The organism is Vibrio sp. RM-41-2B, assembly GCF_024744415.1.
Taxonomy (GTDB): Bacteria; Pseudomonadota; Gammaproteobacteria; order Enterobacterales; family Vibrionaceae; genus Vibrio; species Vibrio diabolicus.
Window position 1 is genome coordinate 25,154 of record NZ_JAMQWD010000056.1, and the last position, 20,417, is coordinate 45,570.

General features: G+C 45.4%; 15 protein-coding genes and 1 pseudogene. 4 read left to right on the forward strand and 12 right to left on the reverse strand.

What is annotated here, in order from left to right:
• Nucleotides 1-39 precede the first annotated feature (39 nt).
• Both tig and NB463_RS23040 read right to left on the reverse strand, forming a co-directional pair.
• Nucleotides 40-1,347 carry a trigger factor gene (tig, locus tag NB463_RS23035; protein WP_258431611.1) on the reverse strand — a complete coding sequence of 436 codons (1,308 nt, stop codon included), beginning with the start codon at nt 1,345-1,347 and terminating at the stop codon, nt 40-42.
• 273 nt (nt 1,348-1,620) lie between these two features.
• Nucleotides 1,621-1,833 (reverse strand): annotated as a pseudogene (locus tag NB463_RS23040) (hypothetical protein).
• 40 nt (nt 1,834-1,873) lie between these two features.
• On the opposite strand from NB463_RS23040, the gene NB463_RS23045 reads away from it, so the two are divergent.
• The 3 genes from NB463_RS23045 to NB463_RS23055 all read left to right on the forward strand — a co-directional run bounded on the left by NB463_RS23045 (nt 1,874) and on the right by NB463_RS23055 (nt 5,282).
• Nucleotides 1,874-3,679, forward strand: coding sequence for a sensor histidine kinase (locus tag NB463_RS23045; protein WP_258431612.1), 1,806 nt, complete (start codon nt 1,874-1,876; stop codon nt 3,677-3,679).
• 4 nt (nt 3,680-3,683) lie between these two features.
• A complete protein-coding gene (locus NB463_RS23050) occupies nt 3,684-5,021 on the forward strand; it encodes a sigma-54-dependent transcriptional regulator (RefSeq protein WP_005390512.1) in 1,338 nt (445 codons plus the stop codon).
• A 78-nt stretch (nt 5,022-5,099) separates the two neighbouring features.
• On the forward strand, nt 5,100-5,282 hold the full coding sequence (locus NB463_RS23055; RefSeq protein WP_041853050.1) for a hypothetical protein: 183 nt from the start codon (nt 5,100-5,102) through the stop codon (nt 5,280-5,282).
• Nucleotides 5,283-5,324: 42 nt separating this feature from the next.
• Here NB463_RS23055 and NB463_RS23060 read toward each other — a convergent pair whose 3' ends face one another.
• The 9 genes from NB463_RS23060 to NB463_RS23100 all read right to left on the reverse strand — a co-directional run bounded on the left by NB463_RS23060 (nt 5,325) and on the right by NB463_RS23100 (nt 18,108).
• Nucleotides 5,325-6,686: a TRAP transporter large permease gene (locus tag NB463_RS23060; RefSeq protein ID WP_258431613.1), complete on the reverse strand. Its 1,362-nt coding sequence runs from the start codon at nt 6,684-6,686 to the stop codon at nt 5,325-5,327.
• 3 nt (nt 6,687-6,689) lie between these two features.
• Nucleotides 6,690-7,364, reverse strand: a complete 675-nt coding sequence (locus tag NB463_RS23065) for a TRAP transporter small permease (RefSeq protein WP_005390505.1) — start codon at nt 7,362-7,364, stop codon at nt 6,690-6,692.
• Between the two features lie 70 nt (nt 7,365-7,434).
• Complete coding sequence (locus NB463_RS23070; RefSeq protein ID WP_005390503.1) at nt 7,435-8,433, reverse strand: TRAP transporter substrate-binding protein; 999 nt, start codon at nt 8,431-8,433, stop codon at nt 7,435-7,437.
• Between the two features lie 212 nt (nt 8,434-8,645).
• Nucleotides 8,646-10,115, reverse strand: coding sequence for a protein adenylyltransferase SelO (locus NB463_RS23075; protein ID WP_256955862.1), 1,470 nt, complete (start codon nt 10,113-10,115; stop codon nt 8,646-8,648).
• A gap of 176 nt (nt 10,116-10,291) precedes the next feature.
• Nucleotides 10,292-11,104 (reverse strand): hypothetical protein, encoded by an 813-nt coding sequence (locus tag NB463_RS23080; RefSeq protein WP_005390499.1) that lies wholly within the window; start codon nt 11,102-11,104, stop codon nt 10,292-10,294.
• 174 nt (nt 11,105-11,278) lie between these two features.
• Nucleotides 11,279-14,263 carry a M6 family metalloprotease domain-containing protein gene (locus NB463_RS23085; RefSeq protein WP_258431614.1) on the reverse strand — a complete coding sequence of 995 codons (2,985 nt, stop codon included), beginning with the start codon at nt 14,261-14,263 and terminating at the stop codon, nt 11,279-11,281.
• 356 nt (nt 14,264-14,619) lie between these two features.
• Complete coding sequence (locus tag NB463_RS23090; RefSeq protein ID WP_258431616.1) at nt 14,620-15,987, reverse strand: TrkH family potassium uptake protein; 1,368 nt, start codon at nt 15,985-15,987, stop codon at nt 14,620-14,622.
• Complete coding sequence (locus tag NB463_RS23095) at nt 15,984-16,646, reverse strand: potassium channel family protein (protein ID WP_006742864.1); 663 nt, start codon at nt 16,644-16,646, stop codon at nt 15,984-15,986. The genes NB463_RS23090 and NB463_RS23095 overlap by 4 nt, the downstream gene beginning before the upstream one ends.
• A 253-nt stretch (nt 16,647-16,899) precedes the next feature.
• The gene (locus NB463_RS23100) at nt 16,900-18,108 is read right to left on the reverse strand and encodes a DEAD/DEAH box helicase (RefSeq protein ID WP_258431617.1); all 1,209 of its coding nucleotides are present in this window, start codon (nt 18,106-18,108) and stop codon (nt 16,900-16,902) included.
• Between the two features lie 143 nt (nt 18,109-18,251).
• Here NB463_RS23100 and NB463_RS23105 point away from each other — a divergent pair, with 143 nt between their 5' ends.
• A complete protein-coding gene (locus NB463_RS23105; protein WP_081442555.1) occupies nt 18,252-19,589 on the forward strand; it encodes a hemolysin family protein in 1,338 nt (445 codons plus the stop codon).
• Nucleotides 19,590-19,598: 9 nt separating this feature from the next.
• On the opposite strand, the gene NB463_RS23110 is transcribed toward NB463_RS23105, so the two are convergent.
• On the reverse strand, nt 19,599-20,339 hold the full coding sequence (locus NB463_RS23110) for a transglycosylase SLT domain-containing protein (RefSeq protein WP_079855598.1): 741 nt from the start codon (nt 20,337-20,339) through the stop codon (nt 19,599-19,601).
• Between the last annotated feature and the right edge of the window lie 78 nt (nt 20,340-20,417).

Below are 20,417 nucleotides of genomic sequence, written 5' to 3' on the forward strand. Positions count from 1 at the left end.
GTTAACGTTAAGTCAACCTTCTACGCAAGATATTGCTTATTAAGCAGCAGGTTGTTGTTGGTTAAGTAGCTCGTTGAAGCCTACTTCTTTCTCAGAAACCTGTGCTTTAGCGATGATCGCGTCGATTGCTTGCTCTTCTAGAGCTACATTGCGCATGTTGTTCATCATTTCTTCGTTTTGCTCGTAGTAAGCAATAACTTCTGATGGATCTTCGTATGCAGTAGCCATTTCTTCAATTAGAGCTTTAACTTTCTCGTCGTCCGCTTTTAGCTCTTCAGACTTGATTACTTCACCTAGTAGAAGACCAACTACTACGCGACGTTTAGCTTGTTCTTCGAACAGTTCACGTGGAAGCTGTGCAGCAGCTTCTGGGTTACCACCGAAGCGTTGTGCAGCTTGTTGACGTAGAACTTGAATTTCTTGCTCGATAAGCGCTGATGGTACGTTGATGTCGTTTTGCTCAACTAGACCGTCAATCGCTTGCTCTTTGATGCGGTTCTTAACAGCTTGCTTAAGCTCGCGTTCCATGTTTTTACGAACTTCAGCTTTAAGTGCTTCAACACCGCCTTCAACAACACCGAACTTAGCAACGAACTCGTCGTTTAGTTCTGGTAGTTCACGAGCTTCAACTTTGTTCACTTTGATTGCGAACTTAGCTGCTTTACCTTTTAGGCTTTCAGCGTGGTAATCTTCTGGGAAAGTCACGTCGATGTCGAATTCCATACCAGCAGTTTTACCTGCGATACCGTCTTCGAAACCAGGAATCATGCGACCAGCGCCCATTTCTAGTGGGAAGTTCTCAGCTTTACCGCCTTCGAATTCTTCACCGTCGATAGAACCAACGAAGTCAATGCTTACGCGTTTGCCATCTTCTGCTGCTTCTTCAACTTCAACCCAAGTAGCTTGTTGCTTACGTAGAGTATCGATCATCTCTTCTACGTCTGCGTCTTTAACTTCAGTTAGCGGTTTTTCAACAGTGATGTTTTCTAGGCCTTTAAGCTCAACTTCTGGGTAAACTTCAAAAGTTGCAGTGAAAACTAGGTCTGAACCTTCTTTGTTTTCTACAGGAGCGAAAGTTGGAGCGCCAGCTGGGTTGATTTTCTCTTTAACGATAGCTTCGATGAAGTGGCGTTGCATAACTTCACCAAGAACGTCTTGACGTACTGCTTTGCCGTACATCTTAGCAACCATTTTTAGAGGCACTTTACCCTTACGGAAACCATCGAAACGACGGTTTTTAGCGATGTTGCGTAGTTCAGCTGTTACAGCGTCTTCGATGTTTGCAGCTGGAACAGTAATGTTTAGACGGCGCTCTAGGCCCTCTAGCGTTTCAACAGTAACTTGCATTATATATAAACCTCTAAAGTGGCTCGGTTTTCCGAGCGTATGAGCGAAACTCAGCGGAGCTTACGCTTCATCCTTGTGTAGTGTTCTGTCCGAACACCTAATTTAAATCGAGTATCGATACTGTTTGTCAGTACCGGACTAATCAGTGATATCTTCGATAAAATTACCAAAGGTATCTCCTATTAGCCTCAGGACAGAATTTTTAGACGCGACATTCTAGCGATCTGTCGCAACCCTGTCGAGCCAATAGCCACTATGTGGACATTGTCTGCGCTAAATTCTCGAATGCTGACCCATTTTTTCTTCAAAAATGCGATTCAAACACCGTCTAAGTATCGTCAGCATATCTAGAATGGGGACAATAGCGACTTTTTCAAGAGAATCGACCGGTTTTTTTATCGAAAAGCCTAAAAAGAGATCTTGCTCTTGTTTTACTCCACAGAGTTGAAAACTAAATCCCTAATCCTCCCTACAAACTATTAACATTTTCTTACGTGACCAAAGGAAAGGTTTAAGGAGTGTAAGGATGTCGCAAAAAAACCGGATTCTGCTGACTTTTTTTGCCTTCTATTTCCTTTGCGCAATCATAGGTGGTCATTGGGTTTGGCAGACTAGTTATCAATCATTGCTTGATAAACACCAGTCCCAACTTGAGCAATTTTCTAGTCATATTAAAAACAAACTCGATAAATACGCCCATATCCCTAATCTTCTGGCTAAAGATGACCCTCTCCATCAAGCGTTACTGCATCCAAATAACAGTGCCCAACTGGAACTCACCAATCGGTATTTAGAATCCGTTAATGACGTGATTGAAGCGGCAGATACCTATTTAATCGATCAATGGGGTACGACGGTCGCGGCCAGCAACTGGCGTAAAGAGCGATCTTTTATTGGACGAAATTTTGCGTTCCGCCCTTATTTCAAACAAGCAATCGTTGGGGAACGAAGCCAATACTACGCGCTGGGTTCGACTTCGGGTAAGCGTGGCTACTACTATTCTTATCCGATCATATACGCGGGTGGCGTCCTTGGTGTGGTCGTGGTTAAGATGGACTTGAGTAAGATAGAAGACAACTGGCAGCAGCCAAATAGTGTGTTCGTCGCGAGCGATCCGCACGGGATTGTTTTCATGAGCAGCCGAAGTGATTGGCTACTCAAAAGCTTACAACCACTGACTGAGAATGAAAGAAAACAAGTTTGGGCAAGCCGACAATACCTTGATGAGCCAATTGAAACTCTAGGATTGGTGGGCAATGTGGAGGAAACGCACTCTGAGCTTAAACAAGGTTACCCATATAACAAAGGGACCTTGGTGGTCTCTTCGTTGCCCCTACCAGAGCTCAAGCTGACCATCCGTGTACTATCTCCCAAGCAGTCTATCGTCTGGCTCACTATGGGTTACATTTTTGTACTTACTCTTGCATTCACAGTGTTGTTTTTAATTGGCCAGCTCATCTATCACCGTCAACAACGCCACTTACAACTTGAGAGAATTCAACAAGAGGCCAATCAAAAACTTGAATATCAAGTCATGGCTCGCACCGCAGAATTGCAAGCAGAAATCGCCCAGAGAATTGAAACCGAACAAACACTTCGCCTAACGCAAGACGAACTCGTTCAAGCTGCGAAACTAGCAGTATTGGGGCAAATGTCAGCCAGTATCAGTCATGAACTGAATAATCCACTTGCGGCCATTCGCAGCTTTGCTGAAAACGGCAAGCTGTTCCTCCAAAAAGAAAAATATGAGCGAGTGGAAGATAATCTAACTCGCATCTCAGCCCTCACTGATCGTATGGCAAACATCAGTCAGCAGCTTCGTTCTTTCGCTAAAAAAACCAGTGGAAACGAGCTGGCTCAATCTCGTTTGTTTCCAGTAATTGCCTCAGTCAAAGAGCTGATGAAACCGGCACTTAAATCTGCACGTGTCACGCTAGAAACGCAGGTACCAGAGCACGATGTTGAAGTTCAGATCAATATCATTCAACTTGAACAAGTGTTGGTTAATTTACTGACCAATGCGATAGAGGCTCTCAAAGAGAAACAAGACAAACAAGTACAGTTATCCATAGAGCAAGACGAACATGCCGGTTTGGTTTGGATTCATGTAGATGACAATGGTGCAGGACTTGGAGATTTCTCACTTTCGGACTTATGTGAGCCTTTCCTAACTACCAAACAAAATGGCTTAGGTTTAGGACTCTCTATCTCGCAACAAATCTTAGCCAGTATGAACGGAAGATTATGTGCCCAAAATCGAGAGCAAGGCGGAGCTCGATTTTCATTGTGTTTACCTATCACTCCTAACAACACAGAACAATCAAAAGGATGAGATCATGTGTCAGGTGTTTTTTATTGATGATGAAGCCGATCTTAGACTGGCAATAGAACAAACGTTTGAATTGGCAGATATCGATGCCACATTCTTTCCAGACGCTGAATCTGCCTTACTCGCCATTAAGCAGGGAGCCGAGCCAGGTGTGGTGATTACCGATATTTGCTTACCCGGTATTTCAGGGATGGATTTACTGAATACCCTTGTACGAAAAGACACCCATCTTCCCGTGATTATGATTACTGGTCATGGAGATATCTCAATGGCGGTGAATGCGTTACACCAAGGAGCGTATGATTTTATCGAAAAGCCATTCCCACCTGAGCACCTAGTTGAAACCGTCAAGCGCGCCATTGAGAAGCGCCAATTAACGGTTGAAAACGAGAAGTTACGCTTGTCTCTCAAGGCAAGTAAAACGCTCGGACCTCGTGTTATCGGAGAAACGTCTAGCATTCAAATGTTACGCGAAACCATTGCTCACATCGCCGATACTGATGCAGATATCTTATTGTTTGGCGAGACTGGTACAGGTAAAGAGTTAATCGCCCGCTCTTTGCATGAGCAAAGCTCTCGACGGAACCAAAACTTTGTCGCAGTAAATTGTGGTGCAGTACCAGAGAATTTGATTGAGAGCGAACTTTACGGGCATGAAAAAGGCGCATTTACTGGCGCAGAAAGCCGCCGTATCGGTAAGTTTGAATTTGCTCAAGGCGGTACACTTTTCTTGGATGAAATCGAGTCAATGCCAATCCAAGCCCAAATCCGCTTACTGAGAGTACTGCAAGAGCGTGTGATTGAGCGTGTCGGCTCGAATGAACTCTTGCCCTTAGATATTCGAGTAATTGCCGCAACCAAAGTCGATTTGAAACGCGCTGCTGAAGAGGGAACCTTTCGCCAAGATCTTTACTATCGACTGAATGTGGTTACCTTAGACCTCCCGCCACTGCGTGAACGGAAAGAAGACATCCCTGCCCTCTTCCATCATTTCCTATTGGTAGCGGCTTCACGTTACGGTAAAAGCTCTCCTAGCTTGTCATCCCACGACCTCGCCCAACTGATGAACCATGACTGGCCAGGCAATGTTCGCGAGCTAAGAAATGCAGCAGAGCGTTTCGTGCTATTGGGTAAATTAATTCAGTTAGGAGAATCGACTCCGGTTGCCAAGCCTTCTTCAAGTCTTGCAGAACAAGTAGCAGAGTTCGAGAGAGCAGCCATTGAAGGCGCATTACTGGAAAATAACGGCAGCATTAAACAGACAATGGCACAATTGAATGTGCCTCGAAAAACTCTGTATGACAAAATGCAACGCTATCAAATAGATAAAGAGCTCTATAAATAAAACGATTCTCAAGGATTGGTATTATATCCAACTTGAATCATAATTTTTAATAATTGATTCATCATGGTTGTTACGGATATGAACGAGAAAGTGAGAATACCGATCATTACAGATACCGTGATGGTAGACGGGCAATATCAAGAAGAGAGACGTTCAGGCGAGGAGCGGCGCAAGAATAAAAAGAAGTGGCGAAGCTACGAGCGGCGAGTCCACCCAGACCCTCGTAGGCCTAGCTACAAACCCATAGACGAAGAAGTGTGAATCATCACACCTCTTTTGTTTTTCTTCAAATATCTGGTGCCATTATTTAGTGATGATTTCTGGCCCCATCAAGGTCGTTGGTAACCAAGTCGACACCCATGGCACGTACGTTACAATAATGAGGAATAGGAACATCACCGCCACCCATGGCAGTGCGGCTTTTACGACATTCATCATCGACATTTTGGCGACACCTGCAGTAACAAACAAGTTAAGCCCAACAGGTGGTGTTATCATACCTATCTCCATATTCACCACCATCATAATACCTAAGTGAATTGGGTCGATCCCCAGTGCTATCGCAATCGGGAACACCAGTGGTGCAACAATGATCAATAAGCCTGATGGCTCCATAAACTGACCACCAATCAACAGCAATACGTTCACCACAATCAAGAAGGTGATTGGTCCTAGACCAGCTGACATCATCGACTCTGTGATCATTTGCGGGATGCGTTCTTCCGTGAGAACGTGCTTCAAAATTAACGCATTGGCAATAATGAAAAGCAGCATGATGGTGAGTTTACCCGCTTCATACAGCGTGTGTTTGGTGTCTTTATGAACGAAGGTTTGGAAGATTTTAACGAGCGCAGGTTTAGTGTTTTTCTTGTCTGCAAATGGCCCCATGTCCTGGTATACAAAGTTGGCAATAAAGAACGAGTACACAGCAGCAACTGCAGCGGCTTCTGTTGGGGTGAAAATACCGCCATAAATACCACCGAGAATGATCACCACCAGCAACAAGCCCCAGCTTGCATCCTTAGCTGCATCAAACGTCTCTTTCCAACCGACAAATGGTTGTTTTGGCAGGTTCTTAATACGGGCAGCAATATAGATCGCTATCATCAACATGACACCCGCTAGCAAACCGGGAATCACACCACCGAGAAACATGCGTCCAACTGACACATCGGTCGCGGCAGCGTAAACCACCATAACGATAGATGGCGGAATCAAAATCCCTAGCGTACCTGCGTTACAAATTACGCCGGCCGCAAACTCTTTTGAGTAACCGTTTTTGATCATACCTGCGATAACGATACTACCTATGGCAACAACCGTTGCTGGAGATGAACCTGACAGCGCGGCAAACATCATACACGCGACAACCGAAGCCATCGCTAAACCACCACGGAACCAGCCTACAATCGCAATCGCGAAACGAATGATCCGTTTCGCTACACCACCTGTCGACATAAAGCTTGAAGCTAAAATGAAGAATGGAATTGCTAATAGAGTGTAGTGTCCAGCAAATGCATTAAACAACGTTTGAGCAACAGACGCCAAAGACGCATCCGAATGAATCAAAAGGAAAAGAATACTGGAAAGACCCAGAGAAACTGCGATTGGCACGCCGACAAGCATGAAACCAATCACCATCAAAAATAGAAATAAGATATCCATGGCTTATTGCTCCTTGCTCTTAGAATTGTCTGAGGCCTTTGGAGCCATAAGATCACCGGCATCACTCATCTCTTCTTGAAGCGCCTCTAGCTCTTCTTCCGCTTCATGCCCTGCAATCAGTCGGTCGAGCTTTCCGGTAGCAATTTGCCATGTTGCCTGAGCAAATCTCAGCGTTAGCAACGCCATACCAAGCGGTAAAGCGAAATAAGGAATAAAACGTGGCAGCTTTTCGTAACGCTCTCCCTCGTTTAACCAATCCGCCATAAACTGAAGCATTTCCGGCATTGGAATATCATCCGTTTCATACCACGCTCGGTCTGTGGCGAACGGATACCAGTAGTTCCAAGAGCCAATTAAAAGCAAAATAGAGAAGGCTAAACAGCATATTGCAGCGAATAACGCCAAGGCTTTTCGTTTGCCCTCTGGCACTATGTTGATAATCACATCAACACCAATATGAAAGTGTTTTTTCACACCGTAAGAAGCGCCGACCAACACCATCCATGCGAACATAAAGACGGTGAGCTCAAGCGCCCAAAGAATATTGTCGTTAAAGACATAACGAAAGATGACATTGGCAAAGGTTAACAAGGTCATGGCACCTAAGAAGAAAGCAATCAAAGTCTCTTCAATGGCATCGGTGATTCGTCCAGCCTTGGCAAAAAAAGTCTGTTCCATAATTACATCACGTCGTCTGTAGGGGAAAAGAGCCCCCTCTAATCGAGAGGGCTAAGCGTGCTAGGCGTTATTATTTTTGGTTAGAAGCCAAAGCGGCTTCAATTAGGTCAGAACCAATGTCTTTTTCAAACTTCTTCCATACTGGCTGAAGTGCAGTGACCCATTCTTGGCGCTGTTCTGGCGTTAACGTGCGAACCACACCACCAGCTTCGATGATGTTGTTTTTGTTCGCAAGGTTCACTTTGGTCGACTCAGCATTACGCTGCGCTGTCACCTCTTGGATGATTGTGTTTAGCTGCTCGCGCTGATCGTCTGGTAAGTTTTTCCAGAAGTCGTTTGACGTCACCACTAGGTAATCCAGAATCCCGTGGTTCGTTTCCGTAATGCCATCTTGAACTTCGAAGAACTTTTTGCCGTAGATGTTTGACCAAGTATTTTCTTGACCATCAATAACCTTAGTTTGCAGGCCACCGTACACTTCTTTGAATGACATTTTTTGCGGGTTTGCGCCTAGCTGTTCAAACTGAGCAACGAGAACGTCAGAAGCTTGAACACGGAACTTAAGCCCTTCAGCATCGGCTGGAGAAATGAGCGGCTTGTTGGCTGACATTTGCTTCATGCCATTATGCCAAAACGCAATACCTTGTAGACCTCGTCGTTTCATTGAGTTTTTCAGCTTTTCACCGGCTTCAGAGTTTTGGAAGCGGTCAACAGCGTCGACATCGTCGAATAAGAAAGGCAGATCGAAAAGGCGGTACTTTTTGGTGAATTTCTCAAACTTAGAAAGAGAAGGTGCAGCGAGTTGAACATCACCATTTAGTAGTGCTTCCAACACCTTATCATCATCGTAAAGCGTTGAGTTCGGAAACACCTGCATACAGACTTTACCGTTCATCTCTTCGTTAACGCGTTTTTCAAGTAACGAAGCCGCAATACCTTTTGGGTGTTTGTCCGCGTTCGTTACATGGCTGAACTTGATGACCGTTTCACCTGGGTCACAATTCGCGGCAGCGTTAAAGCTCGTTACAGCAAGCGCAGAGACAGATAGTAGAGTTAGAGGCTTAAACATTATTATTCTCCTTGTTGAATCACATCCCATCCCGTCCATGAATAACTAGGTATTAGGCGATGGGTACGGATGTTCAACAAAGAGCAATTAATGGACCATGTTAAAATTCATATGCATTTCAATAAATTAACAAAGCCCATTAACATGAACACAGAGTATAACGAGTGAATTCCACCCAAGAAAAAGATTCAAATGGGTGGGAAATGACCCATTTATGAAGAACAGCTTATCTCCATTTTCTTCCCCCATTCTGGTGGCAATTTCGCGTAATCATCAAACTCGGGTTGCTCATCAAATGGGCGCTTTAACAGTTCGGCCAATCGGTGTAATTCGCTAAAGTCCCCTTCTTCCGCTTTATCAATCGCCAACTGAGCCAAGTAGTTACGCAAGATGTATTTGGGATTGGCTTGACGCATCTGTTCGCAACGCTGTTCGGCTGAAATCAGCTCCCCTAGTTCATCAACCTCTAGCTCACATCGAGCTAAGTACAGATCAAGCCAAGCTCGCGCAGCTTCTCGGTCTAGAAACAAGTCGATTACGGCTTGAGAAGAATCAGTATCAAGATTTGAAAGCGTTCTAAAGAAGCGAGTGTAATCCGTTTTATTTTGGTGAAGGAGCTCAAACATTGCTTCAAATAAACGTCCATCTTCCGCGATCTGGGTTTTTAAACCCAACTTCTCACGCATTAGGCGGCTGAACTGCTGACTCAACCGGACTTCAAATTGGCTCAACGACGCTTCTAAATCTTCTCGCTCAACGAGTGGCGATAGCGCATGCGCGAGCGCTGAGAGGTTCCAAAGCGCAATTCTTGGCTGTTGGTCAAATGCATAACGGCCTTGGTAGTCGGAATGATTACAAATATATCCCGGCTCATAATCATCAAGAAAACCAAACGGGCCGTAATCAAACGTTTGACCAAGGATCGACATGTTGTCGGTGTTCATTACCCCATGAGCAAACCCATACGCTTGCCAATAAGCAATCATGTCCGCTGTTTTCTGAACAATTTCACCAAACATTGCAGCGTATGGCTTCTCTGCCGACGCACAATCAGCAAAGTGCCACTCGATCACTTTGTCCGCCAGCAACTTCTGCTCTGCCAATTGATTGGTATAGAAAAAATGCTCGAAATGGCCAAAACGCACGTGGGTCTCCGCCATACGAATCAACATTGCGCCGAATTCTGTTTTCTCGCGATAAACCGGCGTGTCACTGACCATCATGCCAAGAGCACGAGTCGTCGGGATCCCAAGCCCTGCCATGGCTTCACTACATAGATACTCACGAATGGTTGAGCGCAACACCGCCCTGCCGTCCCCCATTCGCGAGTAGGGGGTTAGCCCCGCGCCTTTAAGGTGAATATCAAACCAAGTGCCATCTTGATGCTCAATTTCCGCCAACAGCAATCCACGTCCATCGCCCAAGTCTGGGTTGTAAACGCCAAACTGATGTCCTGCGTATTTCATCGCCAGAGGGCGAAACGGTTCGAATTCGCTTTGCCCAGAAAAAACCGCCAATAGCTCATCGCTTTGCTCTGCTGGTAAACCAAACTGCTGCGCAAACTCACCATTCCAAGCTACCCAACGAGTGTTATCCAAGGGTTGCGGCTCGACCAAAGTATAGAAAGCTGACGGTAATTGACTAAAGCGATGGGTGAAACTGACCCGTTGCCAAATGGACATGTGGGGTTCCTTAATAAAAAGAAGTACTGCTGTCAGTATACGTGTGAACGTCACTGTCATTCAGCCATGAAATGGGCATGGGTATTTTGCGTGAATAACGCGAAGGCGGTAGGAAGGTATTAACCCGCTGCATACCACCTCACAAACGGAAGTGGCATGTAAAAGCGATCAAATGATTAAGCGGAAAACTCTTCACCCGTTTTTGGTGGCTCTGATGGTGTATCAAAACGAGCGCGTTCAATGTCCACGACCGTTTTATAGCTCAACGATAACAAAGCCAACTGGTACGCACCGAAAATACCATAAGCAACACCCACAAGACTCAGCATGAAGAGGTTAGTAAAGTGACTAAAGATAAGCTGACTGAGCAATCCCGCGCCCAATGGAATTAAGCCCATCAAAATGAATACTTGTTTGTTGTATGGTCTGCTTTGGTTCCACGAACGACGCAAGCTGCGCGGCTGATGATCCATTGCGGTCGCTGGCAACACGAACGACCAGCGCGCCATCACCCAATAGCCCGGAATGCTTGCAACCGTTGTGATAAACGCCATGGCGACAAAATCAGGTTCACCACTTTCTGCAATATAGAGAAACGACAACACAAAGATTGGGATACCAATGACGAGCATCATCATCAACCCAAATAATATCCACCAGCCAATGAAACGGAATTCTCTGGCTGACAAGCGAAATACATCCAACGCTGAGTGCATGTAATCGCCAACCAAATAAATTCGGTGTACACGCACAGCCGCCATCGCGGCAACAAGTGGGTATAAAATGATTGTGACGAAATAAAATCCCGCGATGTTTCCTTCTTGAGCGTTCGCTTGATCTTGCCCCGTCATTTCAGGATACATAAACACAAAAATTGAGTGCACGATGATCAATGGAATACAAGCAATGACAATTGCGAGTAGGTTCCTTCTGACCATCACTGCTGCTTCTCGGCATATTGCCGAAACAGAAAAGTCCTCGGTTGACATACAACATCCTTAATTTATAAAAATCTGCCCATAGGGTAACCGCTGAATAGAAAAATCGCTTTAAAAATAATGAGAAACACATCTCATAAGATAATGAGAGACACTAGGAAGTAAAACAGGCACAAAAAATAAGCCACTCAATGTGAGTGGCTTATACCGTAATTCGATATCGTTTTAGACGCGGCGTCGCCAGCCCAATGCAACAAGTAACATCAGAGCCCAATAAGAAACACTGCCACTACCTTCAGAGTTCTTGAATGTCGTTGTTTTCAAAGAAGCGACAACCGTCACGGTCACTTCACCTATTGCGGTAGCACCGTTGCCATCTGAAACCGTATATTGCAGCTTGATGTTATCAACCGCACTATCCGGAGCTTGAAAACGAATTTTGCCATTTTCTACACTCGCACTTCCCACGCCCGTTAGGTTCTGTACGCTTTCTACAACCAGTTTATCGCCATTCACATCCGAATCATTGCCAGCAGCATCAATCACAATGCTTTCACCAACGGCAACGGTCGCCGTATCTGCTAGCGTGACTGGCGCTGCGTTTTGCATGGTTAAATTGACGGTAGCACTGGAGGTTTCATTACTTGGATCAGTAACGGTTAGATGGAATGTCAGAACCTCACCCGCTTTTATACCTTGAGGCACTGTAAAGCTTGCCGTAGCACTGGTCGAATTTCCGATAGAAACTGAAGTACCAGCCAATTGCTCCCATCGGTAGTTCAACACATCGCCATCCGCATCTGTGCTGTTTGCCGCCGACAATGTTACTTTCTGCCCAGCAGTAATCTTTTGGCTATCCACATCGATGAGCGCTTTTGGTGCTTCATTACTACCAAGTACTTCGACCTGCACGCTCACAACCGAAGACGAATACACGCCGTCCGTAGACAGCAAACGATATTGGAAGCTGTCCAAACCAACGAAGTTAGCTTCAGGTTGGTATTGGTTGCCAGAAATGGTGCCGTGCTCAGGCTTCTGCACAATGTCCACATTGAACTGATATCCTAAGGCCATGAAATCATTGTCCATCAAGTTCAGATCGATTGGCGTATTCTTATCGGTTTGCAGTGAGTCAGCTTTCGCTTCAACAATGTTGTTCGCCTCCACATTCAAGAGTGCTGCAAACGGAACATAAGAGAACCCGGCTTGCTCTAAACCAAACGTACCTATCTCATTGTAATTACCAGTCCACATTACAGGCAGGGATGATTTTTCAGTTTTTAGTAAGCGGCCAAAGTCAAAGTTCGATTCAAATTCACCGCCTTCTAATTCCACTACTAACAGGTGCTGACCCGCACTTAATTGGCTCGGTTGAGGGAATAAAATTCGGGATGGCTTTTGGAAGCTACCTTGCTGTAAAAGTTCAGCATTGTTCTGATCCAATATTAATCGGTAGCCCACGTTACCTGAGAATGGGAATCGCCATACTCGATAAGTCATGTCACTTTGAACGCTATTGCTTTGCGCGTAAAGTTGAAGACCATCAAGCTTTGTCTCAGCATTCAAATCCAATGATACCGCCAGGGTGTTACTGCCACTTGCGTACACATAACCTTGGTGAAGAGAGTTCAACCATGCCGATTTATTTGGCTCGTTTATATGCTCAAGAGAAAAACTGCCGCCGTTGGTATTGCTGGCAATGTTGGAAATACGAACCCCAGTATCAAACCCGGCGATCGCTCTCAGACCCGGGGTCGATGTATCTGAAATGACATTGCCACCATTAGGATACAAATCGCTGGCATCACTGCTTCCATCATGTTCTAACTCATTCAGACCGTCGGCCTGCATGATTTGAACCTGCATCGCGCCAACATCGTTAAAGCGATTTTGGACATTAACCGACGTCGCTAGTATGCCTTCTGCCGCCAATGCTCGGTCGTAACCGCTAAAGGTACGGTTTTCCAAATAAACGCGTGGGCCAAACTCTTTCAAGTACGGGTCGAGATACACCAGTTTGACATCGTCGTTATTCACGGAAATAGGCATCGGGCTTTCATGAGTGATCGTTGGTACAACGAAACCAGCGGCGTGTTTACTCCAGGCGCTCATGTTCACTGGCGTGTCTCCTGCGTATGAGTCTCCCGGTTTCTGTGCCCATGAACCACCACCCATCACGCCCCAAGAACCGATCGAAGCATCACTGTTCCTTGCGTACAAATCCGGCAAGCCAAGCATTAAGTGGCCAAGCTCATGTACGATCACGCCTAACGTCGCTTGATGATCAACTTGGTAGTCAGCAAACACACAATAATCGGCAATTTTTTTGCCATCTAGGGCCACATCATCGTGAGAGAATTTATGCGGCCAAATAGAAGGACGATCAAGGAATCCAGTTGAACGGTCGCCACCAGCAAAAATAAACATCACTGACAACTCTGACGGTTCTACGGTACCATTTTGATTGCTGTCGTAAGCCGAAAGATTAAAGTACGGATCCAGTTTTTGATACGCTTCGGTGAAGACCGCATTCAACTTGGCAGTGCAAGTCTTGTCAGTTGAGCTAGAGTGGCAATTTGGGTGGCTTTGCGCCACGGTCACATTGATCACACCATCATTCGCGGCACCATAACTCTCAATCGCAGGGACAACTTTGAATTTCCCTTGAGAGTTTTTATCAAAATAATCGACAACGCTTTGGCCATCGGTATTAAACACACGTTGTTCGAAGTCATGCACCATCGCTTGATCATCAAAGGAGACTTGCACAACCAACAGTGGTTGCTGCTTCACCGATGAGCTACTCATCGCCTGATAACCTTGCGCCGAACGCAATAGATTTTGGCGCGCCATCGGTTCAATGGTTTTTAGAGAAGATAACTGCGGCTTAACTTGTAGATCCGGGCGAAACTTCGCCAATTCAGGCGCATCACTCGATTGAGTTTTAGCAACACCCGTCGAGCGTAACGTTGGGATGTCTGACTCGCGCTGAATCTGTGCAAAAAACCAAATGCCATCTTCATGAACCAAGGCATTACCTTGTTTATCTTCAAACCAGTGGAAATCGGCAGTGCCGCGTAAAATTGCCTCACTAGAGGTACCATCGCTCAACGCAATAGTATGCCAAACTGGTGATGGCGGAGTAGTTGCCATGCTCTTACCTGCAAGAAGCGCAGTTAGCATAGTCAAGGCGAGTGTGTTGAATTTCAAAGTACGGCTCCATCTTTTCGATTCGTTTAATACCAAGCACAGCCAGTACACAATAGCCCATAAACATAGAATGAAGTTGAGTGGCTAACGACTAAGGCTGGTATCAATTCGCTCAGATAACACAATATTATTTAGCATCACGTTACAAAAGCGTCGGATGCCCAAATACTTTTGTAAGTGTGGCTTCCGAGGGTATAAATTGAGTGAATGAATAGTATCGAAACAAAAGGAAGAAGAAATAAACTTCTGCGACTTTGTAGATAAAATTGGGCAACGTCCCACATATTTTATAAATGTACGAGCACTGCTATTAATCAGTGCTCGTTATGGTCGGTGGGGTGCAGATAAACGCTACTTTAACCTGTAAGAACGGCGTCTTCTGGGTATTTGATTAAGGTAGGCTCAGGGCGGGCCAACATGTAGGCAAGCGTGAGTGGCCCGATACGACCAATGATCATTACCACGATCATAATGTACTTGCCAGGTTCAGAAAGCTCTGCCGTCAAACCAGCGGTAAGTCCTACCGTCGCAAATGCGGAAATGGTTTCAAACATGACCTTATCAAAGCTTGCCTTCTCTGTGAGCATCAATAAAAACATCGCGCTTGTCAGAATGGCGCCGCTCACAACGATAATGGCGAGTGACTTAGTCACGGTTTGCCAGTTTACGGTTCGTTTAAACATAACCACATGTTTCTTTTGGCGCAAAAAGGTCCACGTAGCCATGAACGCAACGGCAAATGTGGAAACCTTAATGCCACCCCCCGTTGAGGTGGACCCAGCACCAATCAACATCAGAACAATCATGATCAATAAAGCTGGCTGGGTAAACTGCGCCAAGTCGACACTGTTGAACCCGGCCGTCCGAGCACTAGCGGATTGGAAGAATGCCGCCAACCATTGACCAGCCAAAGGTAACGATTCCATTGTATTTGGATTACTCCGCTCGAGTAACCAAAACATCACCGTCCCAACAAAGAGCAATATCGGTGTCGCGATAAGCATGATTTTGGTATGAAGATGCAAAAAGTGGAAACCTTTACGCCAGTTCAGCCAGATGTCTCCGACAACAGTAAAACCAAGCCCACCAAAAATGAATAACCCGGCCAGGGTAAAGATAACCAGCGGGTCATTCACAAAGCTCATCATACTGTCTGAAAACAGAGCAAACCCTGCGTTGTTAAACGCAGAAATCGCATGAAATAACGCGTAAAACATGCCAGTTTGCCAGCCCATTTCAGGAACCCAACGAACGGAAAGGAAAATAAACCCAATAGATTCCGCGACAAGCGCAAAAATCACAATCCGCTTCACCAGTCGGTTTAAATTGACCTGTCGATCTTGCCCTAGCGCTTCTTTCGCTAACGCCTGCTGGCGTAAGCTTAAACGCACACCAAACATATAGAGTAAAACCGCCGACAACGTCATCTGTCCCAACCCACCGATTTGCATTAAAAACATCAGCAAGATTTTTCCGGCTAACGTAAAGTGTTGCCCGGTATCGACAACACCAAGCCCTGTCACACTGATGGCGGATGTTGCGGTAAACAAAGCGTCCGTTATCGAAAGTCCCGTAACAGAAAAAACCGGCAAGGTTAACAGCACGGCAGAAGGCAGCAACACACCGAGAAAACTCAGCAATATAATCCGCGGCTCGTTACCCTTACCTTTTTCTCGTTTACCATCTGGCGCGTAAAAAACGCCTTTTTGATGAAACTGCGTCATAGTGATTTTAATTTATTTGCCAGCGCATCTTGCGGGCCAACCACAATAATGAGATCGCCAATTTCCAGCTTGGTATTAAGGTCTGGCGCCTTGGTTATTTCTGGGCCCCGTTTAAACCCGAGTACTTGCACACCGTCGACTTTGCACAGTGCGAGGTCACTTAATGTCTTACCCATCCAACGAGATCCAATCACAAACTCCGTCATGGCCAAGCCACTACCTAAAGGGTGGAACTCAAGGACCCGTTTATCGAGCATTTTACGCGCGACACGTATCCCCATGTCACGTTCAGGCATGATAATGTGGTCCGCACCAATCTTTTGCAGGACACGCGCTTGAAATCGATCGTTGGCTTTAACCCATACTGACTTCACTCCCGCTTCTTTGGCGATCAGTGTGGCGAGAATACTAGCGTTAACGTCCGCTCCGATAGCAATCATCACCATGTCGTAATCATCAAGCTTAAGCTCAGCAACCGTCTCTTCGTGAGTACAATTAGCCACAATTGCCTGACTAACAAAACTGGCAGCTTCTTTAACTCTGTCTTCGTTGATATCAACCGCTAAAACTTGAGCTCCTGAATCTTGTAGCTCTTTACACACTGCCAAACCAAATCGGCCAAGACCAATAACGGCGAATTGCTTATCACCTGTTTTCATTTATGCCTCATCTTATGCATTCACTAGCAAGCAAAAAAGTCTGCGCCCATTCCTAACCTTGTGCAAACCTGAGGACAGAGAATTGACAAAAGCTTTACGAAAGCTGACTCACTTTGAGTGTTAAGCGTATGACATAAATTAACTTTTTTCCTCATTACGGCATAAAAGCCAACACTGTCAACCCATGAGTGAATCTCCCTAAAACGCAAAAAGCCGCAACAATGCGGCTTTTGGATCGTAGAGATAAAACAGGCTATTTTGATTCGCGCTTATCGTGCGGTTTACGCTTGTTCTTAGGTACGTAATTTAAAATAGAAATCGGCACTGGCTTTCTTGGTGCAAAGCCGTCAATTTCCACTCGCTCTAGCAAGTGCCCTAAACGGCTCTCGATCATACAAAGGTTTTTAAAGTCATCTTTTGAGACTAATGAGATCGCTTCACCTTGTGCGCCAGCACGACCAGTACGACCAATACGGTGTACATATTCATCTGCTGGATACGGTAAGTCGTAGTTAATAACAACGGGCAAGTTATCGATATCAATACCGCGCGCTGCAACACCAGTTGCGACTAGGTACTGGATTTCACCGGCTTTGAACTTTTCTATTAATTCTTGGCGAACACGCTGATTACGGCCACTGTGAAACGCTTCAGCCACAATGCCGCGCTTTTCAAGTTGGCTAACAAGCTTGGCAGCACCGTGTTTGGTTTCAATAAATACCAGTACTTGTGACCAGTCGTTTTCTTTGAGCATGTGACTTAACAGCGACGACTTCATGTCCTTATCGACGGTGGTGATCCACTGCTTGATGTTCGACTTAGATGCACTGTGTTTTGCAATCGTGATCTCTTCAGGATCAATAATCGCGTTTTTCGCCAAATCACGAACAGGGTTAGATAGCGTCGCCGAGAACAGCAGACTTTGAACATGTTCTGGCATGCAATCAACGATCTTATCGATCGCATCGATGAATCCCATGTCCAACATTTTGTCCGCTTCATCAAGCACTAGTATTTCCACTTCATCAAAGTGAATAGCGCGTTGACCGTACAGGTCAATCAAACGTCCCGGCGTACTTACCACAATATCGACACCCTCGATCAAGGCTTGTTTTTGTGGCGCATAATCCACACCACCAAACATCGCCATTGAGCGCAGCGGTAAGTTTTTACCATAAGCTTCAATGCTTTGATGAACCTGAAGCGCAAGTTCGCGTGTGGGCGTAAGAATAATAGCGCGAGCGCGTTTTTTACGTTGCGTTTCGCCTTGACTAAGCTTTTCTAAGATTGGTAGAACAAAACTGGCCGTTTTACCTGTCCCCGTTTGTGCTGCAGCAATTAAGTTGCTACCACGCAGTACGATTGGAATGGCTTTTTGTTGGATAGAGGTCGGTTTTTCATAACCTAGCGCTTTTACTGCATCAGTAATCGATGCGCTTAAACCAAGCTTAGAAAATGGCATAGAAACGTCTCAACAGAGGAAATGGGCGCGTAGTGTATCAGAATCCCAGTGAAGTAACAGAAGGATTCATGCGCGTAGAGCCCGATAATAGAGCGCTGCATGATTTACTCGCAACATCACATTTCTTGCGCGTGAATCTAGTTATGCTGCTAACGTGTACATTACTGGGAAACGTTATGGACGTATTACTGCTGGTTGGATTAATCGCACTCAATGGCGCGTTTGCGATGTCAGAGATCGCTCTAGTCGCAGCCAAAAGCGGAAGGCTAAAATTAATTGCAGAACACAACGCCTCTGCCGCTTTAGCGCTCGAACTTAAAAACAATCCGACTCAGTTTCTTTCCACGATCCAAATAGGCATTACAGTCATCGGGCTATTAAGTGGTATTTTTGGTGAAGCAACGCTTTCAGTACCATTCGAAAATTGGTTAGTAACCCAAGGGCTAGAAAGAGAGATAGCCACGGTACTTTCAACGATGAGCGTCGTGCTCATGATCACCTACTTCGCGATTGTGGTGGGAGAACTCGTTCCCAAGCGCTTTGCACAAAACAACGCAGAAACCATCGCTATTATCGTAGCTTATCCGATCCACTGGCTCGCCAAGCTCACCACTCCTTTTGTCTTCTTATTGACGTTTTCAACCGATACTTTTCTCCGATTATTGCGCCAAAACGACAGCAACGGTGAGATTGTTACCGAGGAGGATATTTTTGCTATTGTTAGCGAAGGCTCTGAGTCCGGTGCGATTGAGCCACAAGAGCAATTGATGATTCGCAACTTACTCCACCTTAACGATCGTTTAGCATTATCGTTAATGACACCACGGTGCGATATCCATTACCTGGATGCCAACCAACCTATTGATGTCATCCTTACTGACCTTCGCCAAACCCAACACTCCGTATGGCCAGTCTGTAAGGGTAGTTTGGACAATATTATTGGCACCATTTCATCCAAAGTCCTGCTCGATGAATATGACGAATTGTCTATCAGTAAACTGGCTAAACAGCTCAAGCGCCCACGTTTTGTACCCGAGTCCATGAAAGGGTTACCTCTCCTTAACTACATGCAACAAACCAGTGCGGAAATGGTCTTTATTGTCGATGAGTATGGTGATGTACAAGGCCTAGTAACCCTTTACGACTTGTTAAAGTCAATTGCTGGAGAACTGGGCATGGCACCACAGCAAGTGTGGGCCAAGCAACAAAAAGATGGCAGTTGGTTGATGGACGCGTTGATCCCGCTCAATGAGCTCAAGAATAAACTCGAACTGAGCAGCATAGAAGGCGAAGAGCGAGAAGGCTTTCAAACATTAAATGGGCTTTTGACATGGCTTTATGGTCGAGTCCCAAATGTTGGGGAGCACATTCACTACCAAGGTTGGCGATTTGACATACTCCTCGTTAAAAAACATCGCATTATGCAAGTCAGAGTCACCAAAGACACCGATACACCAACCAACAATAGCGAAGTGGAATAAAGCACGGCCCTATCCCATCAAATTGGGCTGTAAACCTTTCTCTAGTTTTTTCCGTACTTTATAGGAAACATCATTAAGCGTGATTTTTCCTGTATTGTGACGATCGATACCCGCATTTTGTCGGTATGCAATCGAGCCTTGCTTGAACAAAACGAAAGAAGACGGTTTGCCAATCGCAGCAGGATAGAGAATTGCCATATACGCATCTTCCAGACTATTGATTTTATGGCGATATGGCCAGTAATAGGCTTTTACATAGTCAAGTTGCTCGACCGCGCTCATCCTCGCAAGAGTTTTCGTACTCACTCCTAATGACTCAGCGGTAGAGGGCATAAATTGAATTAACCCTGTCGCCCCACTTCCTGAACCATTTTTGATGCTTGGACTGAAGGTTTCAGCGGTTTCAAATGCCATGCAGGCCATCAGATGATTAGGGTTGATCTCCAGCTCTTCACTAATACGAATGACTTTGCATTTGAACTCTGGAGAAACTTTGCCTCCCCACGCCACCGCGTTCTCGGGATCAACAACCGAAGAGACTGTTGACGCGTCGTGTTCTTTGACAATTCGAGAAAGTAAAGGAAGTGTTTGGCGCAGTCGATGGTTCGAACTCACCAAGCGAATTGATTTGGCAAGAAACTTATCTTTTTTTTGGTGCAGTTTTTGGAACTTTACTAATTTATACAGTTGCTTATAAACCGTTTTCACAACGAAGCCGGATTTAGGGAACACTCCCAAAATGTAATCCATTTCCTACACGTTTAATATAAATATCAGCAACAATGAGTATGTATGTGATCATAATCACTATAAATTTTCTCAAATTCG